Here is a 23,819-nt window from a genome sequence, read left to right as displayed (position 1 = left end):
GGGGCGGCACGCGATGACGGGCCGAGGCGGCCCACGACGTCAACGCGCGCCCGGGTGACCGACCATGTCCCAGCTCCTCGTGACGACTCGCCGCGACCCTAACCGTCGGCCGGCCGCCCCCGAAAGGCAATTTCCCTCGCAGCGGCCTGACCAGCGGCGCCGGGGTCCGGAAACGTACACTGCACGCCATGGACGACACGGCGCTGGACAAGCTGGGCACGGGCAAGTACCTGCTGGTCACCAGCTACCGCAAGAACGGCACTCCGGTGGCCACCCCCGTCTGGGTGGTGCGCGACGGGGACGCGCTCGGCGTCTGGACCGCGGCCGACTCCTGGAAGGTCAAGCGGATCCGCAACCGGGCGGACGTCCTGGTCGGTCCGTGCGACGTGCGCGGCAACCCCACCGGGGACCAGGTGCCCGCCACGGCGGAGATCTGCGACCCGGAGACCACCGCACGCTACCGGCGGCTGATCGCCCGCAAGTACGGAGTGATGGGTCGGCTCACCCTGCTGGGCAGCCGGCTGCGCCGGGGCCTCGACGGCACGGTGGGCATCCGGATCACTTTCGCCGGCTGAGGTCCGGCGAGCGCACGTCTTCGAGGGGCCGTCACCGTCGAGGACGACCTGTCCGTCCTGGTGTGCCGCGCGCGGTGCGACGATGACCCGTCGTATGACCGCCTGCGCCCCGGGGAGGGCTATCGGGGGCTGCACCGCAGTGGGCCTCCTGGGCGACGTCGAGCGGCACGTCGACCGGGGGCCTCCGGAGCGGGAGCAGGGTGAGGCGGGCGCCGCCCGGGTGCCCGGCCGCCCCGGGCTCCTTCGGAGCGGGGCGCCGTCTGAGGTCCCGTCAGCTCCAGGACCGGTACGGCTCGTCCAGGAGCTGGAAGACCGGTTCGCCCCGTACCGGGTCCTTGGCCGTGGACAGCCGTACCCGGTCACCGCTGTGGATGCCGATGGGCGGGCCCATCACCCGGCCGCGCACGATGAACCCCTCGGTCATCTCGACCAGCGACACGTTGCGCGCCGCGGGCGTGTTGCGGTGCACCACCGTGGAGTGGCGCACGGTGCCGGTGCCCTCGCTGCGCTCGGTGCGCAGGTCCGCGCCCCGGCAGACCGGGCAGATCAGCCGGTGGTACATGGCGGTGCCGCACCAGGTGCAGCGCTGGAAGAGGATGGCGTTCCTGTCCGCGGCCTTCGGGTCGAGGAGACCCGTCGCGGAGCCGGCTGCCTGCTGAGCGACGCTTCCTGAGGGGTGGTACACGCTGGTCAACTCCCTGCACTCGGCCGGAAATCCGTGGGCGCGGGCCCCGCGCACACGGGTGCGCGGTTCGCCGTGCCACCGTGCACGCAGCACAGCGTATGGCACTCAGTGTCACTCGTAAAGGCACTCCGTACCCTCAAGGTGAGCGGGCTCAGGCGCGCCCCAGCGTCGACTCGATCTCCTGCACCACCCGCCACAGAGGGGCTCCGCGCCGCGAGACGACGACCACCACGTCGTCGGCCCGCTCACCGGCCGGGGGCGCCGGCGCGTCGCCGAACGCGGACTGCACGTACGCCAGCGCGTGGTCCATCGCCGCGTCCGCCGCGCCCTTCCCCTCCGAACGCAACCAGGAGCGCAGCGCGTTGTTGTGCGCCGCGACCACGGACGCCGCGATCACATCGGCCTGGAGCGTCCCGTCCCGGCGGGCGGCGAGACGTCGGCGCAGGTACTCGGCCAGGGCCCGCTCGTAGCGCCAGACCACCGACAGCTCGTAGGCGCGCAGGCCGGGGACCTCCTTGGTGAGGCGGTAGCGCTGCACGGAGAACGTCGGGTTCTCGGCGTACATGCGCAGCACGAGACGTGCCGCGTCGCAGACCCGCCGCACCGGCTCGTCGTCGTCAGCGCTCTCGCCCAGGAAGGCCGTCATGTCGGCCAGGCAGCGTTCGTGGTCCGGGAAGACCACGTCCTCCTTGGAGGGGAAGTAGCGGAAGAACGAGCGCCGTCCGACACCGGCGAGCGCCACGATGTCGTCGACGGTGGTCTGCTCGTACCCCCGCTCCAGGAACAGCTGGAACGCCGCCGCCACCAGGGCGTCCCGCATGGGCGGCTTCCCGTTGCCCGTGCCGGCTTTCTCGGAGGTCATGGTCTGGAACGTAGCACCCGGAGCACCTCGCGTGGCACTCGGTGCACTCCTGGGGAGGTACTGAGTTACCCGGGTGATCGGCCGGGGCTCCTTTGAGTCCGCGGCGCGCCGCCCGCGTATCCAGCGGCAGGACGATCCACGACGTCGGGCCCCCGGGCCCGGACGGAAGGAGAGCAGCGTGTCGACACCGTCCGAGCCCGCGCGGCCGCACGACGGTCCGCTCCTCGAACCCATCCGCGTCCTGCGCCCGCGCCGCACCGACGCGCTCGCGGAGCTGATGCGGGAGTACCACGGGGCGACGGGCCGCGCGGCCGGCACAGCCTCCGGGGGGCTACGAGTCCGTCACCCTGCCGGGGACCCCGGCCGGCCCCGAGGACCACATGCAGGAAATCCCGTCCGTCGCTCCCCGGCAGGAGGGACACCGGACCGGGCTCCCGGGAGCCGGACTGCGCCCCGCCGCCGTCGCCGTGGCCGTCGTGGCGGCGGCGGTGATCGGCTTCGGCGGAGCGCTCCTGCTCCGGGACGGCGGCACCACCGATGACGACGCGGCACCCGCCCCCCGGCCCACCCCGTCCGTCACCGCCCCCGAGACCGGCCCGACCCCGCCCGCGGACCCCGACGGCGCCGGCACCCTGCGCGAGGGAGCCACCGGCCCCGAGGTGACCGAACTCCAGGAGCGCCTGCTGCGCATCCCCGACGTCGACCGGGACGGCCCCACCGACGGCCGCTACGACCCCACCCTGACCGCGGCGGTCGCCCGCTTCCAGCTCTGGTACGGCATCCGCGGCGACGAGACCGTCGTCTACGGCGACGACACCCGCGCCGCACCGGAGTCCCGCACGGCACCGGTCGCCGCCTGACCCGCCTCACCCGCGGGACGGCCGGCGCCGCGCGTCGCCCGGCCCCGGAAGTGATGCGAACATGGCCGTCATGGACGCGTTCGTCGACCGGCTGGACCCCGACATGTGCCTCGTCACGGCCGTCGCGAGAGGAGAACGGGCGGGCTGTCTGGTCGGCTTCGCCTCGCAGTGTTCGATGCGGCCCGTCCGGTTCGTGGTGTGGCTGTCGGAGCTCAACGACACCTTCCGCGTGGCACGGAGCGCCGAGTTCCTCGCCGTGCACCTGCTGACCCGCGACCAGCACGACCTCGCCGCGCTGTTCGGCGGCCACACCGGCGACGAGGAGGACAAGTTCCGCGACGTCGCGCTGCGCGAGGCGTACGGCGGGGCGGTCGTCCTGGAGGACGCGGCGGCCTGGTTCGTCGGCAGGATCGTGACGCGTTGCGGCGGCGGCGACCACATCGGCTTCGTCCTGGACCCGGTCGAGCGCGGCGGGCGCACCTGCGACGCCCGTCCCCTGATGCGCCTCTCCGACACCCTGGACATCGCGCCCGGTCACCCGGTCGACTGATCTCGTGTCCCGCCGGTCGAACGCCCGGCAACGGCTCGGAAAAGCGGGAGAGCTGCGGGCCCCCGCGGTCCCACCCTGGCCGGGGCGGCACCCGCGCCGCCCGCTCCACCGCGAACGGAGGCCACGTCCATGAACGGCTCCCGCATCCCCGGCCTGGTCCTGCCCTCGCTCTTCCTGCTGGCCGTGCTGGTGGGGCTGTGGTGGTACTGGCGGCACCGCGGCGGCTCCTGAACCGCGGCGCGGTACGGCCGCGGGCGGCGCCCCTACCGCTCCCGCACCGCCGGAACCCGGACGTCCACCACGCACACGTCGTCGCGCCGTTCCTCCGGCAGCATCCGGCGCCAGCAGCGGCCCCAGGGACGCCGGTGCGCCCGGGTGCGGCGCCGCCACCGCCTCGGCGAGGCGCTCCATACCCCGGTCGACGCTGTCCGGTGGGTGCTCGACCAGGCCGTCCGTGTACAGGATCAGCCGGTCGCCCGGTTCGAGACGGCACTCCGCCTCCTCGTACACCGGCGTCGCGCACGCGCCGATCAGCATGCCGCGCGGACGCCGCAGGAACCGCGCCTCACCGCGGCGCAGCAGCCGGGGCGGAGTGTGCCCGGCCTGCGCCCAGACCAGGCGGCGGTCGCCGGGGCTGTAGCGGGCCAGCATCATGGTGGCGGTCGCGTACGCGTCGTGCGAGTGCAGCAGCAGCCGGTTCAGCCGGGCGAGCGCACCCGTCAGGGAGGAGCCGGTGAGGACCATGCCCTTCGCGGTGAACCGCAGTTGTGCCATGGTGGCGACGGCGTCGACCCCGTGCCCGGGCGTCCGCCGCCATGTCCGGCGCGAGGTGCTCCAGCAGGCACCGCGCGAGATCCTGCGGCGTCGTCACCCTGACCAGGGCCCGGGCGAGGCGGCTCAGGGCGGCGGCGACGTCGTCCGCCCCGGTGGCCTCCTCCGGGGCACCACCCCCGGAGCCGGGCTCCTCGGCGCCGGCGCAGCCGGCCGCCTCGCCCCGGACGGGCCCGGCGGGGGCCAGGCCGCCGAGCGTGATCCAGCACTCCTCCAGCAGCGTGTGACGGGCCGCCTTGGCCTGCTCGCGCAACCGCTCGTCCGCGGCGTCGGCGGGACACCCGGTGAGGGCCATGACGGCGCCCTTGGCGCGCTCCACGACGGCCGACGTCGTCGCCTGGTCGCGCGGCCGGTCCAGCTCGGCGCGCTGCCGGGCGACCACCCTGGCCAGTTCGACCAGGTCCGGCGCGGCTTTGGGCTGCTCCGGTGTCACGGGCTCGCTCGTCACGCGTCGAGCATGGCACACCTGCACCGATGCGCAGAGCGCTGCGCAGGAGAGGAGCGCTCACCGGTCACTTCCGCCTCGTGCGTCGCGTCCAGCCCGCCCCTCATGCCGTCAGTTTCCGTCCCGCGGGTACAGCCACTGCCGCAGCAGCCGGCTGAGCCGGGGCATCACGAGGTACGTCAGCACCGGCAGCAGCACCAGCGGGAACACGGCGGCCCGCAGCGGCAGCGGCCAGCCGGCCGTGAACGGCGTCACCAGCCACTGGATGAGCAGGACGAAGGGGTAGGCGCCGAGGAAGGTCACCAGGACCATCTTCCAGCGGGGCGGTGCCTGCACGGTGGTGCCCGGCAGGTGGAACCAGGTCTCCATGCCGGTCGTCGACTGGCGTTCGCTGCTGACCTCGGTGGCGATGTCCTCGATCCGCCGGTGCCAGTGCGCCCGCTCCTCGGACTCCAGCCATGCGGCGAGCCGGTGCCGGTCGGACCGGCGCAGCACCGCGTGGTAGCGGTGGCCGTCCTCGGGGGCGAGCCAGCAGACGCCCTCGTCGCCCGGGAAGCGCCGGGCGCAGCGGGTGACACCGCGCGTCCACTCCTCCAACTGCGACTCCCGGCCGGGCCGCACCTGCCAGGTCAGGACCGTGGTGACGGGCTCCGGACGGCGGGCTCGCGTGGTGCTCATCGCCTTACCCGTGCCACGTACGCGGCGGGTCATGCCTCCCGGAGCGTCACGCGGGGCGGCCGGCCTCGATCAGGGCCCGGGTGACGACCCGCACGCTGCGCGCGATGTGCTGCAGCTGCATGACCTCGGCCGCGTACAGCTTGATGGTGTGCTCGATGACACCCTCGTGCAGGCCGAGACCGGGCAGGTCGGCGCGGGCGGTCTGCAGGGCCGTGCGCGCGACCCGGATCTCCTGCTGGATCTGGATCTCGGCGTGCCGGGCGAGGAGCACGGGGTGGCGGACGAACACGGGGTAGCCGGCGTAGCGCGCGGGCACCAGTTCGCGCAGCCACTTGGCCGCCGAGCGCTCCCAGTCGTAGCTCCCGGGGGTCTTCACCTGGCAGGGCCAGTCCGGGCTGATGCGCGTGGACGTCAGAGGCATGATCATCGCTCTCGGGTGTGCGGCGCCGTGGGGGTGGACGACGGGTCACGGCGGCCCCGGCCTAGGGGATGACCGGGGCCGCCACGGACACCCGGGACGCCGGAGCGGGTAGGACCCGGCCTCCTCGGGTGCGGAACGGATCCGGAAGGGCCGGGTCGCGATCCGTGAGCAGTATTTATATATGCCTTCTGGTTTGCAAGACGTATGAAAACATTCATGCGCGCTTTCTTGTGATTGCTCCAGGTATGCGGCGAGGTGGGTGCCGCTCAGTCCCTCAGGAAGAAATGGTGCTGGTCGGCGACCTGCTCGTACTCCTCGAGACGGGCCTGCGTCCGCTCCGGGTCGGCGTCCGTCATCGCCTGCAGCAGCGCCGAGCAGATCACGCCCGGGGCGGCATAGGAGTCGAAGACCAGGCGCGAACCGGTGCCGGTGGCGAAGGCGACGTCCGCCTCGTCGGCGAGCGGCCCGAGGGCCAGGTCGGTGATCAGGGCGACCTTGAGCCCGGCGCCCCGCGCGACCCGCACGGCCGTCAGGGTCTCCTGGGCGTGCCGCGGCATCGAGAAGGCCAGCACCCACGTACCGCCCGCCTCACGCGACTGCAGGAGTGCGTCGTAGGCGACGCTGCCGCCCCGCGTCACGAGCCGCACGTCCGGGTGGATCCGGCGCGCGGCGTAGGCGAAGTACTCCGCGAGCGACACGGAGATGCGCAGGCCCAGGACCGTCAGGGGCGTGGAGGAGGACAGCTTGCGGCCGACGTCGATGACGGCGTTCGGGTCGGCGAGGTCCCGCCGCAGGTTCTCCAGGTTCTCGATCTCGGCGTCGACCGCCGCCTGCAGTTCGTTGCCCCGGTTCTCCTCGGCCGGGCCGCCGGCGAGGGTGCCGAGCGCGATCGACTGCAGCTTCTCCCGCAGGGCCGGGTAGCCGCTGAAGCCTACCGCCGAGGCGAACCGCGTCACCGACGGCTGGCTCACCCCGACCCGGTCGGCGAGATCCGTGATCGACAAAAACGCCGCCTCGGTGATGTTCTCGATCAGGTACTGGGCGATGCGCCGCTGCCCCGGGGACAGCCGGGGCCGGTCGAAGAGGGTGCGCATCTGGGATGACGGGGAGACCTCCGTCTCCGGGGCGGCTTTCCCCGTGCTGATCGCGGATGCCTGTGCGCGTGCCTGCTGCGGCGATGGCACCGGTGCGCCTCCTTCGTCTCCCACGGAGGTTCAACATAGCTCACGCACCGCAGTGACCAGGGATTCTTCGCGGGTGCACATGAGCGGTGGGGCTCGGGGACACCCGAGGGCCCGCTGGGAACCCGCCGCCGCGGAAGAAGATCCCGAGAGGAGCGACCGCGATGACCGTCCCCGAGGAGAACCGTCCCAAGACGCAGACCACGGACGAGGTCCTGGAGCAGCGCGAGGAGAAGGACACCCGGCCGCCGGGCGCGACCGGCCGCACGATGCGCGAGGCCCTGGAAGAGGCCGAGGTGCGCCCCGACGACTACGACGAGCGGTAGCCCGCCCCCGCAACCGCGAGCGAACCGACGACGTTTTCGCAGGTGAGGCCGCATGGGCGCACCGAGTGCGCTGGAAAAGACCCTGGAGAACCGACGAGAGGCGCTCTGGGCGCGCATCCGCGACCGGGAACCGGTCGATGTCCTCGACGCCCTGCGATGGGCGACGGGCGCTGGTGCCTGACGACCGAGCCGATGACCTACCGGGCCGGTGACGACGAGATCCGGGTCGAGGCCGCGGTGCGGGCGGGTGAGCCGCTGGCCGGGCCGGGCCGGAGCGGGGCGACCTCCTGCGGTACGACCCGGTCCAGGACCACACCGTGGTGGGCGGCACCGACGCCACCAGCGGGAACCGCGTCTACATCGGTGGACAGGGCCCGCACACCCTGACCCTCGCGCCGCGTGCCCGCCGGCACGCGCAGGAGCCCGCGCAGCGATGACCGGCGATCGGGGCGGGCGAGTCGCACGCGGAACCGGCACCGTCCGGCCGGAGGCGGCTCACCTGGCACCAGCCGTGCCCACCGCCTCCGGCGCCCGGGCGGCGAGTTCCTCCAGGGGCTCGCCGCTGAGGCGGCACACCCGCCACTCGTCCAGGAACTCCACGCCGAGCGACGAGTAGAAGCCGATCGCCGGCTCGTTCCAGTCCAGCACCCACCACTCGAACCGGTCGTAGCCCTCGCGCCGGCACAGCGCGGCGAGGGACGCCAGCAGCGCCCTGCCGTGGCCCCCGCCCCGTGCCGCGGGCCGTACGTACAGGTCCTCCAGGTGCATGCCGCGCGTGCCCGTCCAGGTCGAGAAGCGCGGGAACCACAGGGCGTAGCCCACGGTCTCGCCCGTGCCGTCGTCCTCGGCGATCAGGGCGAACGCGGCCGGGTGCGCGCCGAACAGGGCCTCGCGCAGCTGCTCCTCGGTGGCGCGGGCCTGTTCCCCGGCCTTCTCGTAGGCGGCGAGTTCGCGGATCATCGTCCGGATGGCGGGGACGTCGTGCACGGTGGCGGGCCTGATCATGCGGTCGATCCTGCCCCATCGGCCGGGGGAGGGGAAACGGCCCCCGGCAGCGCCGACTGCGGTACCACCACATCGGCCCGGTCCCGGGTCGGGGCGATCAGCTCCGCGTTGCGCCGGTCCGAGCGCTCCACCCACGCCACGGCCTCGTCGTGCGTCTTGCCGAACTCCTCGTGCCGGGTGATCAGCCGGCGCAGGCGTTCCTCCTCGGGCAGCTCGCAGAACCACACCTCGTCCAGGAGCGGGCGGACGCGGGGCCAGGCGCCGCTGTCGAGGAGCAGGTAGTTGCCCTCGGTGACGATCAGCCGGGCCGTCGCGGGGACCGGGATCGCCCCGGCCAGCGGCTGCTCCAGGACGCGCTCGAAACCGGGGGCGTAGACGGTGTCGCCGTGGGGGCCGTCGCGCAGGCGGCCCAGGAGCGCCGCGTACCCGGCCGCGTCGAACGTCTCGGGCGCGCCCTTGCGCTCCCGCAGCCCGAGCCGCTCCAGCTCGGCGTCCGAGAGATGGAAGCCGTCCATGGGGACGTGCGCCACCCAGGGCTCGTCCGTCCCGTTCAGTTCCCGCACCAGGTGCTCGGCGAGCGTCGACTTGCCCGCCCCCGGGCTGCCGGCGATGCCGAGGAGCGCGCGCCGGCCTCCCCGGGGCAGGGACCGGGCGCGCCGGAGGAGGTCGTCGAAGGTGAGCGGCACACCGGAGAGTGTGTCACCTCGCCCTCCCGTGCCGGAGGGCAGCGGAACCCGACCGATGTGGCGTGCGCCACTCGGTGGACGGCCACGTGCCGGGGAACGGGTCCTGTATGACGCAGCTCGGTCTACCCGACGACATCCACGCCTGCCTCTTCGACCTCGACGGCGTCGTCACCAGGACGGCCGTCGTGCACGCGGCCGCCTGGAAGGAGATGTTCGACGCCTTCCTGCGCGCACGCGACAAAGAGGACTTCCGGCCGTTCGTGGCGGCCGACTACGACGAGTACGTCGACGGCCGGCCACGCGCCGACGGCGTACGCACCTTCCTCGCCTCCCGCGGCATCGACCTGCCCGACGGGGACCCGGACGACCCGCCCGGCGCCGAGACGGTCCACGGGCTCGGCAACCGCAAGAACGCGCTGCTCATGGAGAAGATCCGCACCGACGGCGTCGAGCCGTACGAGGGCACCCTGCGCTATCTGGAGGCCGTCCGCGCGGCCGGACTGCGCACCGCGATCGTCTCCTCCAGCGCCAACTGCCGGGACGTGCTGCGCTCGATCGACGCCGAGCACCTCTTCGACGTGCGCATCGACGGCGTCGTCGCCGCCGAGCGCAAGCTGCCCGGCAAACCGCGACCCGACACGTTCCTCGCCGCCGCCGAGGACCTCGGTGTCCGGCCGTCCGAGGCGGCCGTCTTCGAGGACGCCCTGGCCGGCATGGACGCCGGGCGCGCCGGCCGCTTCGGGTACGTCGTCGGCGTCGACCGCGTCGGGCAGACCGACGCCCTGTACCGGCACGGCGCCGACGTCGTCGTGACGGACCTCGCCGACCTGGGGGACGCGGAGTGATCGTGCAGCGGGCCTACACCGTCGAACCCTGGACCGTGCGCGAGTCGGAGCTCAACCTGGACCTCCTGGCCCAGAGCGAGTCCGTGTTCGCCCTGTCCAACGGCCATGTCGGCTGGCGCGGCAACCTCGACGAGGGCGAACCGCACGGCCTGCCCGGCTCCTACCTCAACGGCGTCCACGAACTGCACCCCCTGCCGTACGCCGAGGCCGGCTACGGCTACCCCGAGTCCGGCCAGACGGTCATCGACGTCACCAACGGCAAGGTGCTGCGCCTCCTCGTCGACGACGAACCGTTGGACCTGCGCTACGGGCGGCTCGTCACCCACGAGCGGACCCTCGACCTGCGGCGGGGGGTGCTGGAGCGGGTCTGCGAGTGGACCTCACCGGCCGGCTCGACCGTCCGGGTGCGCTCCACGCGACTGGTCTCCCTCACCCAGAGGGCGATAGCCGCCGTGGCGTACGAGGTGGAGCCCGTCGACGGCCGGACGCGTGTCGTCGTCCAGTCCGAACTGGTCGCCAACGAGAGCCTGCCCGAGCCGGACGGCGACCCGCGCGCCGCCAAGGCGCTGAAGTCGCCGCTGGAACCGGAGGAGGACCTCGCCCTGGGCAGCAGGCTGCGCCTGGTGCACCGCACCCGCCGCAGCGGCCTGCGGGTCGCCGTCGCCGCCGACCACGTCGTCACCGGCCCCGAACGCACCACCACCAGCAGCGAGAGCAACGTCGACATGGCCCGGCTGACCGTCACCTCCGTGCTGGAGCCGGGGGAGCGGCTGCGGGTCGAGAAGCTGGTCGCGCACGGCTGGTCCGGCGTCCGCTCCCGGCCCGCGATGAGCGACCAGGTCGAGGCGGCCCTGGCGGCGGCCGCGCACAGCGGCTGGCAGGGGCTCCTGGAGGACCAGCGGGCCCACCTCGACGACTTCTGGGCGCGCGCCGACGTGGAGATCGACGGCGACGAGGAGATCCAGCAGGCCGTCCGCTTCGCCCTCTTCCACGTCCTGCAGGCCGGCGCCCGCGCCGAGCGGCGCGCCATCCCCGCCAAGGGACTCACCGGCTCCGGCTACGACGGGCACGCCTTCTGGGACACCGAGGCGTTCGTGCTGCCGCTGCTGACCCACACCGCGCCGGACGCCGCCGCCGAGGCCCTGCGCTGGCGCCTCGACACCCTGCCCGCCGCCCGCGAACGCGCCGCCCAACTCGGCCTGCGCGGCGCCGCGTTCCCCTGGCGCACCATCGAGGGCTCGGAGGGCTCCGCGTACTGGCCGGCAGGCACGGCCGCCTTCCACGTGGGCGCCGACATCGCCGACGCCGTGGTGCGGTACGTGGCGGTCACCGGCGACGCCGTCTTCGAACGCGAGGTCGGCGTCGAACTGCTGGTGGAGACCGCCCGGTTGTGGCGCTCCCTCGGCCACCACGACGACCGGGGCGTCTTCCATGTCGACGGTGTCACCGGGCCGGACGAGTACAGCGCGATCGCCGACGACAACACCTACACCAACCTCATGGCCCGGGCGAACCTGCTGGCCGCCGCCGACGCCTGCAAACGCCACCCCGACGAGGCCGCGCGGCTCGCCGCAGGCGAGGAGGAGACGGCCGCCTGGCGGGCCGCAGCCGAGGCCATGCACGTCCCCTGCAACGACGAACTGCGCGTGCACGAACAGCACGCCGGGTTCACCCGCTACCAGCGCTGGGACTTCGCTGGCACCGCCCCGGAGCAGTACCCGCTGATGCTGCACTTCCCCTACTTCGACCTGTACCGCAAACAGGTCGTCAAACAGGCGGACCTCGTCCTGGCGATGTACACGTGCGGCAGTTTCTTCGAGGAGTACTTCGACGAGGAGCAGATCGCCCGCAACTTCGCCTACTACGAGCCGCTGACCGTCCGCGACTCCTCGCTGTCCGCCTGCGTCCAGGCCGTCATGGCCGCCCGGACCGGCCACCTCGACCTGGCCGCCGCCTACACGGCCGAGGCCGCGCTGATGGACCTGGGCGACCTGGAGCACAACACCCGCGACGGACTGCACATCGCCTCGCTGGCCGGCACCTGGACGGCGCTGGTCGCCGGGTTCGGCGGCATGCGCTGCACCGACGGTGCCCTGCGGTTCTCGCCGCGGCTGCCCGAGAGGTACAGCCGCCTGGCCTTCACGGTCGGGTTCCTCGGCCGCCGCCTGCGCGTGGAGCTGACGGCCGGCCGGGCCACGTACACGCTGAGGTCCGGACCGCCGCTGACGATCCGTCACCACGGCGCCGAGCTGACGGTGAGCGAGGAGGCCCCCGTCACCCGGCCCCTCCCCGAGCCGCCCCACCGCCCGGCCCCGGGCCAGCCGCCGCACCGCGCCCCGCACACGCGCTGACGGGTCTTCTCCGGTCAGGCACTCGGCCGTATCCCATCCTGCACCCCCACCGAGCACGGGTTAGTTTGTCCATGTTTGTCACTCTGTGGATCTGTGACCCCGTGTCTCGGTGGTTCGACGGATAAGGGACGGAACATGGCCGACGGCTCGAACGCCATCCTGGTCAGGAGGCGGCGGCGTGCACAGACGGCGGCGGCACGCACCAGCGCGTGGCGCGGCGACCGGGCGCTCGCCGCCCTGGCCGCCGTGTTCACCCTGGCGCAACTCGCCCTGGTGCGGCCCGTGCTGGGCCTCGGCTGGGACGAGACCGTCTACGTCAGCCAGGTCACGTCCCACACCCCGGCGGCCTTCTTCAGCGCACCGCGTTCCCGGGGCGTGTCCCTGCTGGTGGCGCCGGTGGCGTCCTGGTCGTCGTCCGTGGTGCTGCTGCGGGTCTACCTCGCCCTGCTGTCCGGCCTCGCCCTCTTCCTGGCCCTGCGCGCCTGGCGGGGCCTGTTCCCGACCCGCGTGCTGGTCGTGGGCGGCGCCTTCTTCGCCTCCCTGTGGATGACCCTCTTCTACGGGCCGCAGGCCATGCCCAACTACTGGGTCGCGATCGGCGCCCTGATCAGCGTGGGCTGCCTCCTGCGCGTCCGGGAGGGCCACGGCGCCCGACCGGCCCTGTGGGGTGTCGCCGGGGGCGCCGCCCTCATGGCGTGGATGCGGCCCATGGACGCGGTCTGGGTGACGGTCCCGCTCCTCGTCGTCACCCTCGCACGCCGCCACCGGCGGCTCCTCCTCGCGCTCCTCGCGGGCCTCGTGGCGGGCGCCGTGGAGTGGGTCGTCGAGGCCTACGTCGCCCACGGCGGGCTGCTGGAGCGGTTGCGCGAGGCGTCCCGCATCCAGGGCGGGCTCGGCTGGCAGTTCGCCGTCGACGACCAGATGCGCAGCCTCGGCGGACGCGCCCTGTGCCGGCCGTGCACCGGGTCGATGCCCGACCCGCCGGTCCTGCTCTGGTGGTTCGTACTGCCCGTCCTGGCCGGTCTCGCGCTGGTCGTCGCCGGCCGGGCCCGGCGCTCGGGACGGACTCTGATCCCCCTGGCCTGCGCCACCACGGCCGCCCTGCCGTACCTGTTCATGATCGGCTACGCCGCCCCCCGCTTCCTCCAGCCGTCCTACGCCCTGCTCGCGATCCCGGTCGCGGACGCCCTGTGGTACCTGGTCAGAACACCCGGCGGACGATGGCGTCCCGTCACCGCGTGTGTCGTCGGGCTCTGCCTGGCAGGGCACCTCGCGGTGCAACTGGCCGTCCTGCACGGCGCCGTCACCCGCAACACCGACAGCCGCCGCGACTGGGACCGCACCGCCGCCGCGCTGCACCGCCTCGGCGTCCGCCCGCCCTGCCTGCTCACCGGCCACGAGGCCATCCCCATCGGCTACTACACCGGCTGCTCCTCGGGCGCGACCTCCGGCAACAACGAGAACACCACGGTGGAGGACATCCGGCGCACCGCGGACCGGCTCCCGGTCGCCCACCTCGCCCCCGCCGGCGGCACCCCGCCCCGCTACGCCCGCGCCTGGCCGGTCCACCGGATCACGGACCTGGACGTCCGCGTCGCACCGGCCCCCTGACGCCCCGGCCCGCGTTTCCCGCCCGCCTCGTGCAGGTAGGACTGGGACGACGGTCACGGACGAGGCGGAACGGCATGGCGGCGAGCGACCACCAGGGCCGGCTGGGCGCGGAGTTCTTCACACCGGGCTCGTCGTCCTTCACGGAGTTCCTGGCGGCCCACCGCCCCGAGCTGCTGGGCACCCGCCGCCTCCGGCCGGACGGGGTGCGCGCGAAGGGCGTCCCGCACGGCACGACCGTGCTCGCCCTCACCTACGGCGACGGCGTGCTGATCGCGGGCGACCGGCGGGCGACGCTGGGCAACCTCATCGCCCAGCGGGACCGGGAGAAGGCGGACCCCGCGGACGACCACACCGCCGTCGCCTTCGCCGGCACGGTCGGCCTGGCGGTGGACCTGGTCAGGCTGTACCAGGTGGAGCCGGCGCACTTCGAGAAGAAGATCGAGGGCATCCCCATGACCCTCGCCGCGAGGACGACCCGGCTGGCCGCCATGATCCGCGGCAGCCTGGGCCAGGCCATGCAGGGCCTCGCCGTCGTCCCGCTGCTGGCCGGCTATGACGTCACGGCGCCCGGGGACACGAGGGCCGCATCTTCTCCTTCGACCTCGCCGGAGGCCGCTACGAGAAGCACGGCTTCCACGCCGAGGGCTCCGGTGCGCCGTACGCCAGGGGCGCGCTGAAGAAGCTGCACCGCCCCGGCATGTCGCGGCGCGAGACGGCCCTGGCCGCGCTCCAGGCGCCGTACGACGCGGCGGGCGACGACTCGGCGACCGGCGGCCCCGACCTCACGCGCCGCATCTACCCCGTCGTCGCCGTGATCACCGAGGACGGCTTCGAGCGGCTGCCCGACGCGGAGACGGAGGCGCTCAGCCGCACCACGGTCGAGCAGCGCCGCGGCCGGCCTGACGGACCCGGCGCGCCGGTGTGAGACCGCTCCGGCCGCGGGACCGCCGGGTTCCACCGGTCGGCCCTCCCGCCGTCGCGTCCGGTTCCCCCCTCCCTGCGGGGCGGCATCCGCCGAGGTTAGAGCGCGCATTACGGGAAACGCGGAACGGACGAGACGAACGAGTCGACGCCTGTCGCGACAGACGCGGCAGACGCGACAGGGAGGCAGGAGCAATGGGCACGGAACCGATGCGCCCCGAACCGATGGCGGACGATGCGTACCAGCCCGCCGGGAGCAACGAGGAGCAGGCGGACGCCGCGCCGCTGGACCTGCAGGACGCCGTCGACGAGCGGACCTACGACGACACCCTCGACGAGGGCTACTCCCCGCCGGAGAAGCCGCTCGGCGTCACCAAGACCGGCACCACCGCCGCCGAGCAGCACGAGGGCGAGAGCCTCGACGAGCGGCTGGCCCAGGAGGTGCCCGACGTGACGGCCGAGCCGGCCGGGGACGGCATCGGCGACACTCCCGACAGCGACGGCGAACCGGTGGACCCCGAGGCGGGCACGGCCCGGGCCGGCCGCCTGGTCGCGCCGGACGAGGGGGCCCACCCCGACACCGAGAAGGACGCCGTCGCGAGCGACATGGGCATCGACGGCGGCGCCGCCGGTGCGGAGGAGGCCGCGGTCCACGTCGTGGAGGACGACACCGCCCTGCCCGAGGACGACGTCACGGTCTGAGCCGGCCGCTCAACCGAAGAGACCCGCGGCCGGGGGCGTGCGGTCAGGGCAGCAGCTTCTCGAGGGCGGCCGGCCCCTCCGCCTCCAGCTTGCGCCGGGCCCATTCGAGGTTCTGCGGGGTGAGGTCCTTGCCCGAGGCGAGGACCAGGTCCTCCGGCGACACGTCGGTGCCGGTGCGGGCGTGGAGCAGACGGTCCGGGGTGGTGCTGTCCTCGGGCGGCCGGGACGCGGGGGGCTGTGACGTCGACATGTTCTCTGCTCCTAGGGTCCGGATCGCTGGTGCGGCCCCGGTGCCGAAAAACGGGTCCGCTCTCACCATTCCCCGCGGGAGCCCGGTGTGCATCCTGAAGGCGCGGCCCTACCCCCGCAGGACCCCGGGCACCCCGTTCGGACGCCCCCCGATGTCGCACCGCCGCACCTCGGGCCACGGTGGTCACACATGTCCCTGCGAATGACAGGAGCTTTTCCATGCGCACTCGTGTGACTGCCGCGATCGGCCTGGCCTGCGCCGCCCTCCTGGCCACTGCCGGTGCGGCGAGCGCCGACGAGGGCCCGGTGGCCGTCTCCGCCCACAACTCCGGCGTCCTCTCCGGCAACATCATCCAGATCCCGCTCCACATCGACACCAACATCTGCGGCAACACGTTCGACACGCTCAACCTCTTCAGCCCCCCGATCGGCAACAGGTGCTCGAACGAGGGATGACGTAGCGGCCGTACGGCCTGCCGGCGGCGGTTCGCGCAGTGGTGCGGGCCGCAGCCGGCCGCTGTCAGGGCCCGGGTGGCGGCCGGGGCGCGAGCACCAGCACCGTGACGTCGTCCCGGACGTCGGGGCAGTGCCGCACCAGGTCGGACCACACCCGCTCGGCCAGGACCGCGGGGTCCTCGTCGGCGAGCTCCGGCAGCCGCTCGGCCAGCGGATAGAAGGCCCCCGCAGTGTCCCTCGCCTCCGTGACCCCGTCGGACGCGAGGAACAGCCGGTCACCGGCGCGCAGCGGCACCGAGACGACCCGGGGCGCCGCGGCCCCGGCGAGTCCCAGCCCGAGCGGTGGGCACGGTTCGACGTCGAGTTCGACGACCCGCCCGTCCCGCAGCAGCAGCGGACCGGACTGCCCGCACGCCACGATCCGCACCAGCCGCGCGTCGGCGGAGAAGTCCAGCAGCACCGCCGTCGCGAACAGCTCGGCGTGCGGATCGCCCGCCGAGTCCACCGTCAGCCTCCGGTCGAGCCGGCCCGCCACCGCCTCCGGGTCCGGCTGGTCCAGCACCGCCTCCCGGAACGCCCCCAGCAGCGACGCGACCGTGGCCACGGCCGACAGTCCGTGCCCCTGCACATCGCCCATGACCGCCCGGACGCCGTAGGGGCCCGCCCGCACGTCGAAGAAGTCGCCCCCGACGAGCGTCCCGCGCTGCGCGGCCCGGTACAGCCCCGCGCACCCCACCGGCCCCACCCGCCGCGGCAGCGGCGGCACCACGGCCCGCTGCGCGACCTCGGCGACCGCCCGCTCGGTGACCAGCTGCGCGTCCCGCCTGCTGCGGACGAACGACAGCAGCACACTCAGCACCGCGACGAAGCAGACGGTCAGCAGATCCGTGCTGCCGGGGTTGTCCAGGTTGAACGCCGGCACGGTCAGCACGACGACCACCAGCGCCCCGAGCACCGCCGTCGGCATCGGCCCGTGCGCCAGGACGGCCAGTGGCGGGATGGCGCCCAGCAGGAAGCCGATGTCCAGCGGGTCCGGGCTGACCAGCTCCGCCAGGCACACGGCCACCAGCAGCGCGGACGGCAGCACCCGGGCCCACACCGGCGGCGGTGCGCCGCGCAGCCAGCCCCGCCGGTCGGGGTCCCGGCGGGGCGGCAGGCCGCGCACGCTGCTCACACCCCCACGCTGCTACGGCCACCGGGCCGCCGCACGCCGGAACCCCGCCGCCGCGCGGCCCCGGGACCCGCCTAGAAGGGCGTGAGTGTGAGCCGGACGCCCGTGGGGGCCGTGTCCTGGATGTACGAGGCGAAGTCGGCCACGTCGTCGAAGGCGAAGCCGTACGCCTTGCCGTCCCGGGTGGCCGCGTGCATGGCCTTGGCGTAGTGGTTGGTGAGGCCGGTCCCGTAGAAGGACGCGGGGTCGGACGTCGGCTGCTCGGCCGAGCCCAGCAGCGTGGAACGGTTGAACCCGGCGCCCAGGATCGCGGCGACCGGCCCCGTCGTCCCGTCGTTGGGCGCGGCGAGCGCGCCGTCGCAGAACAGCACGTCGCGGGTGGACGGCCTGCCGAAGGACACCTCGGCGGGCCCGGTGAAGGCGAACCGCTCACCGCGCACCCGGCCCGTGAACGTACCGGCGTTGGTGGTCACCTTCAGGTCCCGGCCCGTGTACGTGCTCCACACCTGGTCGATGTGGGGCGCGAAGTAGTCCCGCGGGAACAGCCCGGCGTCCAGGCCGTGCCCGGGCGCGATGATCCGCGTGTCGTCCACCACCAGCCGCGCGAACTCCGGGACCTCCCGCACGGCCGCGAAGGCCGCCGCCCGGCCCCCGTCCCGCAGGGTGCCCGTCGTCTGGTCCTTCGCGCCGGTCAGCCGGATGCTCAGCGGCACGCTGAACATGTCGACCATGGTGGTGTTGCAGAACATCCCCGCGGAGTTGTACGTGAACTCGGCGCAGTCGTGCAGCACCCCGTAGTTGGGGTCCGAGGACACCCAGCCGGCCGGGTACTGCAGGGCCGGGTTGCCGGCCCCGTCCGTGACGACCTTGAACTTGAGCCTGGCACCCAGCGACACGTAGACGCGGCCCGACATGTACGGCAGGGACAGCTTCGTCTCGCCGCCGGCGGCCAGCGGGATCGCGTAGTCGGTGAAGCCGTCGGCACCGTTGTCCGACAGGGCCACCGGCGCCAGGGTGCCGTCGGGCCCGAGCCGCACCTGGCGGCCGTCGGCGTTGCCCACGACGTAGACGTGGACGCTCGCGTTGCCGAACGAGCCGCTGTCGTTGACGAGCGTCAGGGGCAGGGTGGCCGCCGCCTTCGGCGTGCTCGGGGCGGTGTCCGCCAGGGCGTGGGGGGCCAGCGCGGCGACCGCCGGGGCGGCGACCACGGCACCGCCCAGACCGGCGAGGAGGGTACGGCGGCGGACGTGGCGCTGGTGACGAGGAGTCATGTGGGGGGCCTCCTGTGGTGCGGGCGGGGAGATGACTGAGAGCGCTCTCGGTCACGATCGTCACGGATGCTACGGACGAGCGGCGTCCCGGCCAACCCGTCCGTCACGAACAAATCCCCTACGAAGCCGCCTACTTGGATGCCTTAGGAGTGGCTTAACCCGCTCTTAAGGGGCGGTTGAGCCCCGCCGGAAACGCGTGGACGGGCCGTCGGTGATCCCGTAACGTGTGGCCCGCCACACCCCGAGGCCGACGGAAGGAGGGCAGAGCCGTGCAGTTCACACCGTTTCCGCGCTCCCTCCCCCTCGTCCCGGCGTGCCTCGACTGAACCGGGAGCGCTCCAGACAGCGATCCGTCCCGGAGGACACCCATGACCGACCTGGTCATCCGCGCGCTCGACGCGAGCGACGCCGCACTCTTCGACGCCCTGCCCGACCCGCTGGGAGCCCGTGAGGGCCACCGGCGGACCCTGCACCGCCCCGAGTGGAAGCGGGTGGCCCTGCGCGACGGCCGGGTCGTCGCCCGCGGCGCCTGGTGGGGCGGCCCCGACGACACCGAGCCCGTCAACCTCAACTGGTTCGACGTGGCGGACGGCGAGGAGGAGGCGGGCGCCGAGCTCCTGCGCTCCGCCCCCTGGCGCGTGGAACTGGAACTGAACCTGCCCGCCGGATGGCGCGACGACCCCGTCCAGCGCACCGCCGCCGACACCCGCGCCACCGCGGCCCGCCGTGCCGGCTACCACCTCCTCGTCGAACGCCTCCTCTACCGCTGGACCCCCGGCCAGGGCCTGCCCGACCGCCCGGCACGCCTGGAGTACCGCGCCGAACCGGACGACGCCGTGTTTTTCGACGCACTGCGCCGCATCCACTCCGTCACGCTGGACGCCCACGCGCTGAGTGCCGTCGCGCAGGGCGGACTGGACCGGGCGGCCCAGGAGGAACTCGACTTCTTCCACTGGTGCCCGTCACCCCGCGCCTGGTGGCGGGTCGCGTCCACCCCGCAGGGCGGGACGGCGGGCATCCACATCCCGCTCCACAACCCCTCCGGCCCCTGCGTCGGTTTCATCGGCGTCCTGCCGGACCACCGGGGACGCGGCTACGCCTACGACCTCCTGGCCGAGTGCACCCACTTCCTCGCCGAGCAGGGCGCGGAGTTCGTCGCCGCGGCCACGGACCGGGGCAACGTCCCCATGGCGGCGACCTTCGCGCGGGCGGGCTACCCGGTCGTCCGGGAACGCCTCAACTTCCGTCCGGTGTGAGGGAGGGACCGCCGGGGAGGCTCAACGGGCGTTCAGCACCTCGTCCGCCGCCGCCAGGATCTCCGTGACGCGGAGCCCGAACGCCGCGTCGCACGCGTGCGGCCGGCCCGTGCGGGCGGCGGTGAGCAGGGCGTCTGCGGCCCGCCCGAGGGCGGGCACGGCTCCTTCGGAGTCGTCCGGCAGGACCGCCGCACCGGCTTCGCCCCGCAGCTCCACCGCGACCCCGGCGGCGGCGGGCGGTGCCGTCAGGCTCAGGGTGAGCGTGCTCGACGCGCCGCCCACGTGCTCCAGGACCACGTGGGCGGTGTCCCCGGGCCCGTACACCGCCGCCGCCACGCGCCGCACGTCACCGAGCACCGGCAGCAGCACGGACAGGGCGTGCGGGCCGACGTCCCACAGGGCGCCCTTCTCCCGCCGCCACGGCGTCGCGAAGGGGCTGTCGCCGGTGAACACCGCCCCCAGCCACTGCGCCCGCGCGGTGAACCAGCCCGGCACCGCGGCCTGTTCGGAGATCCAGGCCTCGGCCCCGGGCTGGAAGCGGGTCGTGAAGAACACCACCGAGGCGACCCCGGCCTCCGCGACCGCCTCCACCACGGCCCGCCCCTCCCGCACCGTCGGCGCCAGGGGCTTGTCGAGCAGCAGATGGCACCCGGCCCGCGCCGCCCGCACCGCCAGCTCGGCCTGCACCTGCGGAGGCAGGGCCACGGCGACCGCGTCCACGTCGGCGAACAGCTCGTCGGCGTCGTCGTACGCCCGGACGCCGTGCCACTGCGCCAGCTCCCCGGCCGCTTCGGGACGCCGGCCCCACACCCCGGCGAAGTCCAGCGCCTCGTGCCCGCCCAACGCGGGCGCGTGGGCCATCCGCGCCCAGGGTCCGGTGCCCAGCAGTCCCATGCGCATGCCGCCGCCTCTCCACGGTGCCCTGAACAGCGGGCGGCCGGTCTTCCGGCGACCGCCCGTCGCAGAGCGTGTCACACCCGAACGGGCGGCGGGCGAAGGGGGGCACGCAACGGAAAAGGCAAGGAGCCCTCTCCTTGCCACTCTCAACTTATAGCGCACGGGGGGCCTTGCGGCAAGGCCCCCCGTCTACCGCAGACTGTCCGGACAAAGCCCATGACCTGCGGAAACGGGAGCATGACGTGACCGGAGCGACCACGAGCGCGTTCGACCTTCCCGACCGCCTCGCACACAAGGCCGACCCGGCGCTGACCGCCCGGGACGAGCACCACTTCGCCGCCGTCGCCGCCTGCCTGGAGCAGACGATCGGCGAACTGACGGACCGGCTTCGGACCGCGCGCAGAGCCCCCGGCGGCAAGGGGCGGCAGGCGATGGACCGCGACGCGGAGATCCACCGCCTGACCGCCCGCCTGCGGGCCCTGCGCCGCTTCGGACTCGACCTGTGCCTCGGGCACATGGTGGGCGCCGACGACGGTGAGCCCGTGTACGTGGGACGGTTCGGGCTCACCGACAGCGAAGGCCGCCGGCTGCTGGTCGACTGGCGTTCCCCCGCGGCCGAACCCTTCTTCGGCGCCACCCACGGCAACCCGATGGGCCTGGCCGCCCGCCGCCGCTACCGCTGGACCGACGGCCGGATCAGCGACTACTGGGACGAGGTGTTCACCCCCGACGCCCTCGGCGGGCACGCCGCGCTCGACGACCAGTCGGCCTTCATCGCCAGTCTCGGCACCCACCGCTCGCCCCGGATGCGGGACGTGCTCGGCACCCTCCAGGCCGACCAGGACGCCGTCATCCGCGCAGGTTCCCGCGGCGCCCTCGTCGTCGACGGCGGCCCCGGCACCGGCAAGACCGTCGTCGCCCTGCACCGCTCCGCCTACCTCCTGCACTCCGACCCGCGCCTCGCCCGGCACCGCCACGGCGGCGTCCTGTTCGTCGGCCCGCACCGGCCCTACCTGTCCTACGTCTCCGACGTCCTGCCCGGTCTCGGCGAGGAGGGCGTGCAGACCTGCGTCCTGCGCGACCTCGTCGACGAGGGAGCCACGGCCGGGGAAGAGGCCGACCCGGAGGCGGCACGCCTGAAGTCGTCCGCCGCGATGGTCCGGGCGATCGAGAAGGCCGTCGCCTTCTACGAGGAGCCGCCCGCCGTGAGCATGACCGTCTCCACCCCCTGGTCCGACATCCGCCTGAGCCCCCGCGACTGGGCCGTGGCGTTCGAGGCGGCGTACCCCGGCACCCCGCACAACGAGGCACGCGACCAGGTCTGGGAGGAACTGCTCACGATCCTCGTCGGCAAGCACGGCGGCGACGTCGCGGACGAACCGCTTCGCGGGGCACTGGCGCAGAACGGGGAACTCCGCACGGAGTTCCACCGCGCCTGGCCGCTCCTGGAGGCGACCGACGTCGTCGGCGACCTCTGGTCGGTGCCCGCCTATCTGCGGATGTGCGCTCCCTGGCTCAGCCGTGACGAGGTGCGCACCCTGCAACGCGCGGACCCGCACGCCTGGACGGTGTCCGACCTGCCGCTGCTCGACGCGGCACGCCGGCGGCTCGGAGACCCGGAGGCCTCCCGGCGCAGACGCCGCACGGAGGCGGCGGTCGCCGCCCGGCAGGAGCGCATGGCGGACGTCATCGACGACCTGCTCCAGGCGCACACCTACGACGACGGCGAAGGCGTGCTGATCATGCTGCACGGCCAGGACATGCGGAACTCCCTGGCCGACGAGAGCGGCCTGACCACCGCCGACCCGGACCGGCTCGCGGGACCGTTCGCGCACATCGTCGTCGACGAGGCGCAGGAACTGACGGACGCCGAGTGGCAGATGCTGCTGTCGCGCTGCCCGTCCCGCAGCTTCACCGTCGTCGGGGACCGTGCCCAGGCCCGGCACGGCTTCACCGAGTCGTGGACGGAACGTCTCGCCCGCGTCGGGTTCGAGCGCATCGACCTGGCCTCCCTGAGCATCAACTACCGCACCCCGGCCGAGATCATGGCGGAGGCCGAGCCGGTCATCCGGGCCGTCCTGCCGGACGCCAACGTGCCCGTCTCCGTCCGCGACGGCGGGATCCCCGTCCGCCACGGGTCCGTCGGGGAACGGGACGCGATCCTCGGCAGCTGGCTGGCCGACCAGGCCGGGGGAGTCGCCTGCGTCATCGGCGACCCCACGTTCCGTCCTGCTTCGCCCCGGGTCCGGTCGCTGACCCCGGAGCTCTCCAAGGGGCTGGAGTTCGACCTCGTCGTGCTGGTCGACCCGGAGGGCTTCGGCGCCGGTGTCGAGGGCGCCGTCGACCACTACGTGGCGATGACCCGGGCGACGCGGGAACTGGTCGTCCTCAGCTCTCCGGTCCGCTGATGTCGACCATCCACGGGACGCCGAAGCGGTCGGTGCACATGCCGAACACGTCGCCCCACATCTGCTTCTCCAGCGGCACCGACACCGAGCCGTCCGCGGACAGCTTCTCCCAGTAGCCGCGCAGCTCGGCGTCGTCGTCACCGCTGAGGCTCACCGAGAAGGGGCCGCCCTGCGGAATCTCCATGCCGGGCGGGCTGTCGGAGGCCATCAGGGTGAAACCGCCGGCGGTCTCCAGCATGGCGTGCATGATCTTGTCGGCGTGCGGGGTGTCCTCCTGGCCGAACTCGCCGAAGGTGCTGAGGACCAGGGTGCCGCCGAAGACCTGCTGGTAGAACTCCATCGCCTGGCGGGCGTCGCCGTTGAAGGTGAGGTAGGGGTTGAGCCGCGAGGACATGAGAACCTCCCAGTAGGGGCGGGGGTCGGTTGCGCGCAGCGTAGCGCCGGGTACTGACGGCGGCTCGCCGAACGCGCCGCGCGCAGGCGGGAAGCGTCGCGGCCGGGCCTGCTTCGGGCAGGGCGCGGGAGCCGCCCCGGCAACGGCCCGGGGGACTCAGGGCGGGCCGTCGTACCCCGGAC

Annotated in this window: 24 protein-coding genes and 3 pseudogenes; 14 read left to right on the top strand and 13 right to left on the bottom strand. The window is 73.8% G+C overall.

Annotation, left to right across the window (positions count from 1 at the left end; all coding sequences use genetic code 11):
- Positions 1-188: 188 nt before the first annotated feature.
- On the top strand, positions 189-575 hold the full coding sequence (locus ACFW6P_RS16365) for a PPOX class F420-dependent oxidoreductase (RefSeq protein ID WP_386355309.1): 387 nt from the start codon (positions 189-191) through the stop codon (positions 573-575).
- Positions 576-846: 271 nt separating this feature from the next.
- Here the strand turns inward: ACFW6P_RS16365 and ACFW6P_RS16360 are convergent, their stop codons facing one another.
- Together ACFW6P_RS16360 and ACFW6P_RS16355 are read right to left on the bottom strand one after the other, a co-directional pair.
- Positions 847-1,260 carry a Zn-ribbon domain-containing OB-fold protein gene (locus ACFW6P_RS16360; RefSeq protein WP_386355307.1) on the bottom strand — a complete coding sequence of 138 codons (414 nt, stop codon included), beginning with the start codon at positions 1,258-1,260 and terminating at the stop codon, positions 847-849.
- 151 nt (positions 1,261-1,411) lie between these two features.
- Positions 1,412-2,122: a TetR family transcriptional regulator gene (locus ACFW6P_RS16355; RefSeq protein WP_386355305.1), complete on the bottom strand. Its 711-nt coding sequence runs from the start codon at positions 2,120-2,122 to the stop codon at positions 1,412-1,414.
- Between the two features lie 380 nt (positions 2,123-2,502).
- Between ACFW6P_RS16355 and ACFW6P_RS16350 the strand changes: the two genes are divergently transcribed.
- Positions 2,503-2,982: a peptidoglycan-binding protein gene (locus tag ACFW6P_RS16350; RefSeq protein ID WP_386355302.1), complete on the top strand. Its 480-nt coding sequence runs from the start codon at positions 2,503-2,505 to the stop codon at positions 2,980-2,982.
- Positions 2,983-3,043: 61 nt separating this feature from the next.
- Entirely contained in the window at positions 3,044-3,532 is a 489-nt protein-coding gene (locus ACFW6P_RS16345) for a flavin reductase family protein (RefSeq protein WP_386355299.1), read from the top strand.
- 263 nt (positions 3,533-3,795) lie between these two features.
- Here ACFW6P_RS16345 and ACFW6P_RS16340 read toward each other — a convergent pair.
- The 4 genes and pseudogenes from ACFW6P_RS16340 to ACFW6P_RS16325 all read right to left on the bottom strand — a co-directional run.
- Positions 3,796-4,333, bottom strand: a pseudogene (locus ACFW6P_RS16340) (PP2C family protein-serine/threonine phosphatase); the annotation flags it as partial.
- 586 nt (positions 4,334-4,919) lie between these two features.
- Positions 4,920-5,486, bottom strand: coding sequence for an antibiotic biosynthesis monooxygenase (locus tag ACFW6P_RS16335; protein WP_386355296.1), 567 nt, complete (start codon positions 5,484-5,486; stop codon positions 4,920-4,922).
- A gap of 46 nt (positions 5,487-5,532) precedes the next feature.
- Positions 5,533-5,913, bottom strand: a complete 381-nt coding sequence (locus ACFW6P_RS16330) for a hypothetical protein (RefSeq protein WP_386355293.1) — start codon at positions 5,911-5,913, stop codon at positions 5,533-5,535.
- A gap of 260 nt (positions 5,914-6,173) precedes the next feature.
- Positions 6,174-7,091: a MurR/RpiR family transcriptional regulator gene (locus ACFW6P_RS16325; protein WP_386355291.1), complete on the bottom strand. Its 918-nt coding sequence runs from the start codon at positions 7,089-7,091 to the stop codon at positions 6,174-6,176.
- Positions 7,092-7,252: 161 nt separating this feature from the next.
- On the opposite strand from ACFW6P_RS16325, the gene ACFW6P_RS16320 reads away from it, so the two are divergent.
- The 3 genes and pseudogenes from ACFW6P_RS16320 to ACFW6P_RS16310 form a co-directional block, all read left to right on the top strand.
- Entirely contained in the window at positions 7,253-7,414 is a 162-nt protein-coding gene (locus ACFW6P_RS16320) for a hypothetical protein (protein WP_386355288.1), read from the top strand.
- 52 nt (positions 7,415-7,466) lie between these two features.
- Positions 7,467-7,595 carry a hypothetical protein gene (locus ACFW6P_RS16315; protein ID WP_386355286.1) on the top strand — a complete coding sequence of 43 codons (129 nt, stop codon included), beginning with the start codon at positions 7,467-7,469 and terminating at the stop codon, positions 7,593-7,595.
- Positions 7,571-7,851 (top strand): annotated as a pseudogene (locus tag ACFW6P_RS16310) (hypothetical protein); the annotation flags it as partial. The gene ACFW6P_RS16315 and the pseudogene ACFW6P_RS16310, both read left to right, overlap by 25 nt.
- 58 nt (positions 7,852-7,909) lie before the next feature.
- Here ACFW6P_RS16310 and ACFW6P_RS16305 read toward each other — a convergent pair.
- Together ACFW6P_RS16305 and ACFW6P_RS16300 are read right to left on the bottom strand one after the other, a co-directional pair.
- The gene (locus tag ACFW6P_RS16305) at positions 7,910-8,419 is read right to left on the bottom strand and encodes a GNAT family N-acetyltransferase (RefSeq protein WP_386355284.1); all 510 of its coding nucleotides are present in this window, start codon (positions 8,417-8,419) and stop codon (positions 7,910-7,912) included.
- Positions 8,416-9,105: a nucleoside/nucleotide kinase family protein gene (locus tag ACFW6P_RS16300; protein ID WP_386355281.1), complete on the bottom strand. Its 690-nt coding sequence runs from the start codon at positions 9,103-9,105 to the stop codon at positions 8,416-8,418. Before ACFW6P_RS16300 ends, ACFW6P_RS16305 begins: the two co-directional genes overlap by 4 nt.
- Before the next feature lie 107 nt (positions 9,106-9,212).
- On the opposite strand from ACFW6P_RS16300, the gene ACFW6P_RS16295 reads away from it, so the two are divergent.
- From ACFW6P_RS16295 to ACFW6P_RS16275, 5 genes and pseudogenes are all read left to right on the top strand, one after another.
- Positions 9,213-9,950, top strand: coding sequence for an HAD family hydrolase (locus ACFW6P_RS16295; protein ID WP_386355278.1), 738 nt, complete (start codon positions 9,213-9,215; stop codon positions 9,948-9,950).
- Positions 9,947-12,301 carry a glycoside hydrolase family 65 protein gene (locus ACFW6P_RS16290; protein ID WP_386355275.1) on the top strand — a complete coding sequence of 785 codons (2,355 nt, stop codon included), beginning with the start codon at positions 9,947-9,949 and terminating at the stop codon, positions 12,299-12,301. The genes ACFW6P_RS16295 and ACFW6P_RS16290 overlap by 4 nt, the downstream gene beginning before the upstream one ends.
- 135 nt (positions 12,302-12,436) lie before the next feature.
- Positions 12,437-13,912, top strand: a complete 1,476-nt coding sequence (locus ACFW6P_RS16285) for a hypothetical protein (protein ID WP_386355273.1) — start codon at positions 12,437-12,439, stop codon at positions 13,910-13,912.
- 74 nt (positions 13,913-13,986) lie between these two features.
- A pseudogene (gene prcB, locus ACFW6P_RS16280) lies at positions 13,987-14,837 on the top strand (proteasome subunit beta).
- A 206-nt stretch (positions 14,838-15,043) separates the two neighbouring features.
- Positions 15,044-15,535, top strand: a complete 492-nt coding sequence (locus ACFW6P_RS16275; RefSeq protein ID WP_386355443.1) for a DUF5709 domain-containing protein — start codon at positions 15,044-15,046, stop codon at positions 15,533-15,535.
- A 43-nt stretch (positions 15,536-15,578) separates the two neighbouring features.
- Here ACFW6P_RS16275 and ACFW6P_RS16270 read toward each other — a convergent pair whose 3' ends face one another.
- Positions 15,579-15,785, bottom strand: coding sequence for a hypothetical protein (locus tag ACFW6P_RS16270; protein ID WP_386355270.1), 207 nt, complete (start codon positions 15,783-15,785; stop codon positions 15,579-15,581).
- Between the two features lie 218 nt (positions 15,786-16,003).
- Between ACFW6P_RS16270 and ACFW6P_RS16265 the strand changes: the two genes are divergently transcribed.
- Positions 16,004-16,240, top strand: coding sequence for a chaplin (locus ACFW6P_RS16265; protein ID WP_386355267.1), 237 nt, complete (start codon positions 16,004-16,006; stop codon positions 16,238-16,240).
- Positions 16,241-16,304: 64 nt separating this feature from the next.
- On the opposite strand, the gene ACFW6P_RS16260 is transcribed toward ACFW6P_RS16265, so the two are convergent.
- Together ACFW6P_RS16260 and ACFW6P_RS16255 are read right to left on the bottom strand one after the other, a co-directional pair.
- Complete coding sequence (locus ACFW6P_RS16260; protein ID WP_386355440.1) at positions 16,305-17,405, bottom strand: PP2C family protein-serine/threonine phosphatase; 1,101 nt, start codon at positions 17,403-17,405, stop codon at positions 16,305-16,307.
- A gap of 80 nt (positions 17,406-17,485) precedes the next feature.
- The gene (locus ACFW6P_RS16255; RefSeq protein ID WP_386423985.1) at positions 17,486-18,682 is read right to left on the bottom strand and encodes a beta-1,3-glucanase family protein; all 1,197 of its coding nucleotides are present in this window, start codon (positions 18,680-18,682) and stop codon (positions 17,486-17,488) included.
- Between the two features lie 368 nt (positions 18,683-19,050).
- Here ACFW6P_RS16255 and ACFW6P_RS16250 point away from each other — a divergent pair, with 368 nt between their 5' ends.
- Positions 19,051-19,938 carry a GNAT family N-acetyltransferase gene (locus ACFW6P_RS16250; protein ID WP_386355261.1) on the top strand — a complete coding sequence of 296 codons (888 nt, stop codon included), beginning with the start codon at positions 19,051-19,053 and terminating at the stop codon, positions 19,936-19,938.
- 21 nt (positions 19,939-19,959) lie between these two features.
- Here ACFW6P_RS16250 and ACFW6P_RS16245 read toward each other — a convergent pair whose 3' ends face one another.
- Positions 19,960-20,838 carry a Gfo/Idh/MocA family protein gene (locus ACFW6P_RS16245; RefSeq protein ID WP_386423983.1) on the bottom strand — a complete coding sequence of 293 codons (879 nt, stop codon included), beginning with the start codon at positions 20,836-20,838 and terminating at the stop codon, positions 19,960-19,962.
- 239 nt (positions 20,839-21,077) lie between these two features.
- Here ACFW6P_RS16245 and helR point away from each other — a divergent pair, with 239 nt between their 5' ends.
- On the top strand, positions 21,078-23,243 hold the full coding sequence (gene helR / locus ACFW6P_RS16240) for an RNA polymerase recycling motor ATPase HelR (protein WP_386423981.1): 2,166 nt from the start codon (positions 21,078-21,080) through the stop codon (positions 23,241-23,243).
- Here the strand turns inward: helR and ACFW6P_RS16235 are convergent.
- Positions 23,224-23,637: a VOC family protein gene (locus tag ACFW6P_RS16235; protein WP_386355252.1), complete on the bottom strand. Its 414-nt coding sequence runs from the start codon at positions 23,635-23,637 to the stop codon at positions 23,224-23,226. The two genes, helR and ACFW6P_RS16235, sit on opposite strands and share 20 nt — an antisense overlap.
- Positions 23,638-23,819: the final 182 nt, after the last annotated feature.

Origin of the sequence: Streptomyces sp. NPDC058741 (genome assembly GCF_042746715.1) — a bacterium.
In the GTDB taxonomy this organism is placed as follows: Bacteria; Actinomycetota; Actinomycetes; order Streptomycetales; family Streptomycetaceae; genus Streptomyces.
Note: the sequence above shows the minus strand (reverse complement) of the source record. Positions and strands in the feature narration are given on the sequence as shown.

Coding starts and splice junctions, on each gene's coding strand:
- ACFW6P_RS16365 (WP_386355309.1), top strand. CDS start 189: ATGGACGACACGGCGCTGGACAAGCTGGGCACGGGCAAGTACCTGCTG.
- ACFW6P_RS16355 (WP_386355305.1), bottom strand. CDS start 2,122: ATGACCTCCGAGAAAGCCGGCACGGGCAACGGGAAGCCGCCCATGCGG.
- ACFW6P_RS16350 (WP_386355302.1), top strand. CDS start 2,503: ATGCAGGAAATCCCGTCCGTCGCTCCCCGGCAGGAGGGACACCGGACC.
- ACFW6P_RS16345 (WP_386355299.1), top strand. CDS start 3,044: ATGGCCGTCATGGACGCGTTCGTCGACCGGCTGGACCCCGACATGTGC.
- ACFW6P_RS16335 (WP_386355296.1), bottom strand. CDS start 5,486: ATGAGCACCACGCGAGCCCGCCGTCCGGAGCCCGTCACCACGGTCCTG.
- ACFW6P_RS16330 (WP_386355293.1), bottom strand. CDS start 5,913: ATGATCATGCCTCTGACGTCCACGCGCATCAGCCCGGACTGGCCCTGC.
- ACFW6P_RS16320 (WP_386355288.1), top strand. CDS start 7,253: ATGACCGTCCCCGAGGAGAACCGTCCCAAGACGCAGACCACGGACGAG.
- ACFW6P_RS16315 (WP_386355286.1), top strand. CDS start 7,467: ATGGGCGCACCGAGTGCGCTGGAAAAGACCCTGGAGAACCGACGAGAG.
- ACFW6P_RS16305 (WP_386355284.1), bottom strand. CDS start 8,419: ATGATCAGGCCCGCCACCGTGCACGACGTCCCCGCCATCCGGACGATG.
- ACFW6P_RS16295 (WP_386355278.1), top strand. CDS start 9,213: ATGACGCAGCTCGGTCTACCCGACGACATCCACGCCTGCCTCTTCGAC.
- ACFW6P_RS16285 (WP_386355273.1), top strand. CDS start 12,437: ATGGCCGACGGCTCGAACGCCATCCTGGTCAGGAGGCGGCGGCGTGCA.
- ACFW6P_RS16275 (WP_386355443.1), top strand. CDS start 15,044: ATGCGCCCCGAACCGATGGCGGACGATGCGTACCAGCCCGCCGGGAGC.
- ACFW6P_RS16270 (WP_386355270.1), bottom strand. CDS start 15,785: ATGTCGACGTCACAGCCCCCCGCGTCCCGGCCGCCCGAGGACAGCACC.
- ACFW6P_RS16265 (WP_386355267.1), top strand. CDS start 16,004: ATGCGCACTCGTGTGACTGCCGCGATCGGCCTGGCCTGCGCCGCCCTC.
- ACFW6P_RS16255 (WP_386423985.1), bottom strand. CDS start 18,682: ATGACTCCTCGTCACCAGCGCCACGTCCGCCGCCGTACCCTCCTCGCC.
- ACFW6P_RS16250 (WP_386355261.1), top strand. CDS start 19,051: ATGACCGACCTGGTCATCCGCGCGCTCGACGCGAGCGACGCCGCACTC.
- ACFW6P_RS16245 (WP_386423983.1), bottom strand. CDS start 20,838: ATGCGCATGGGACTGCTGGGCACCGGACCCTGGGCGCGGATGGCCCAC.
- ACFW6P_RS16235 (WP_386355252.1), bottom strand. CDS start 23,637: ATGTCCTCGCGGCTCAACCCCTACCTCACCTTCAACGGCGACGCCCGC.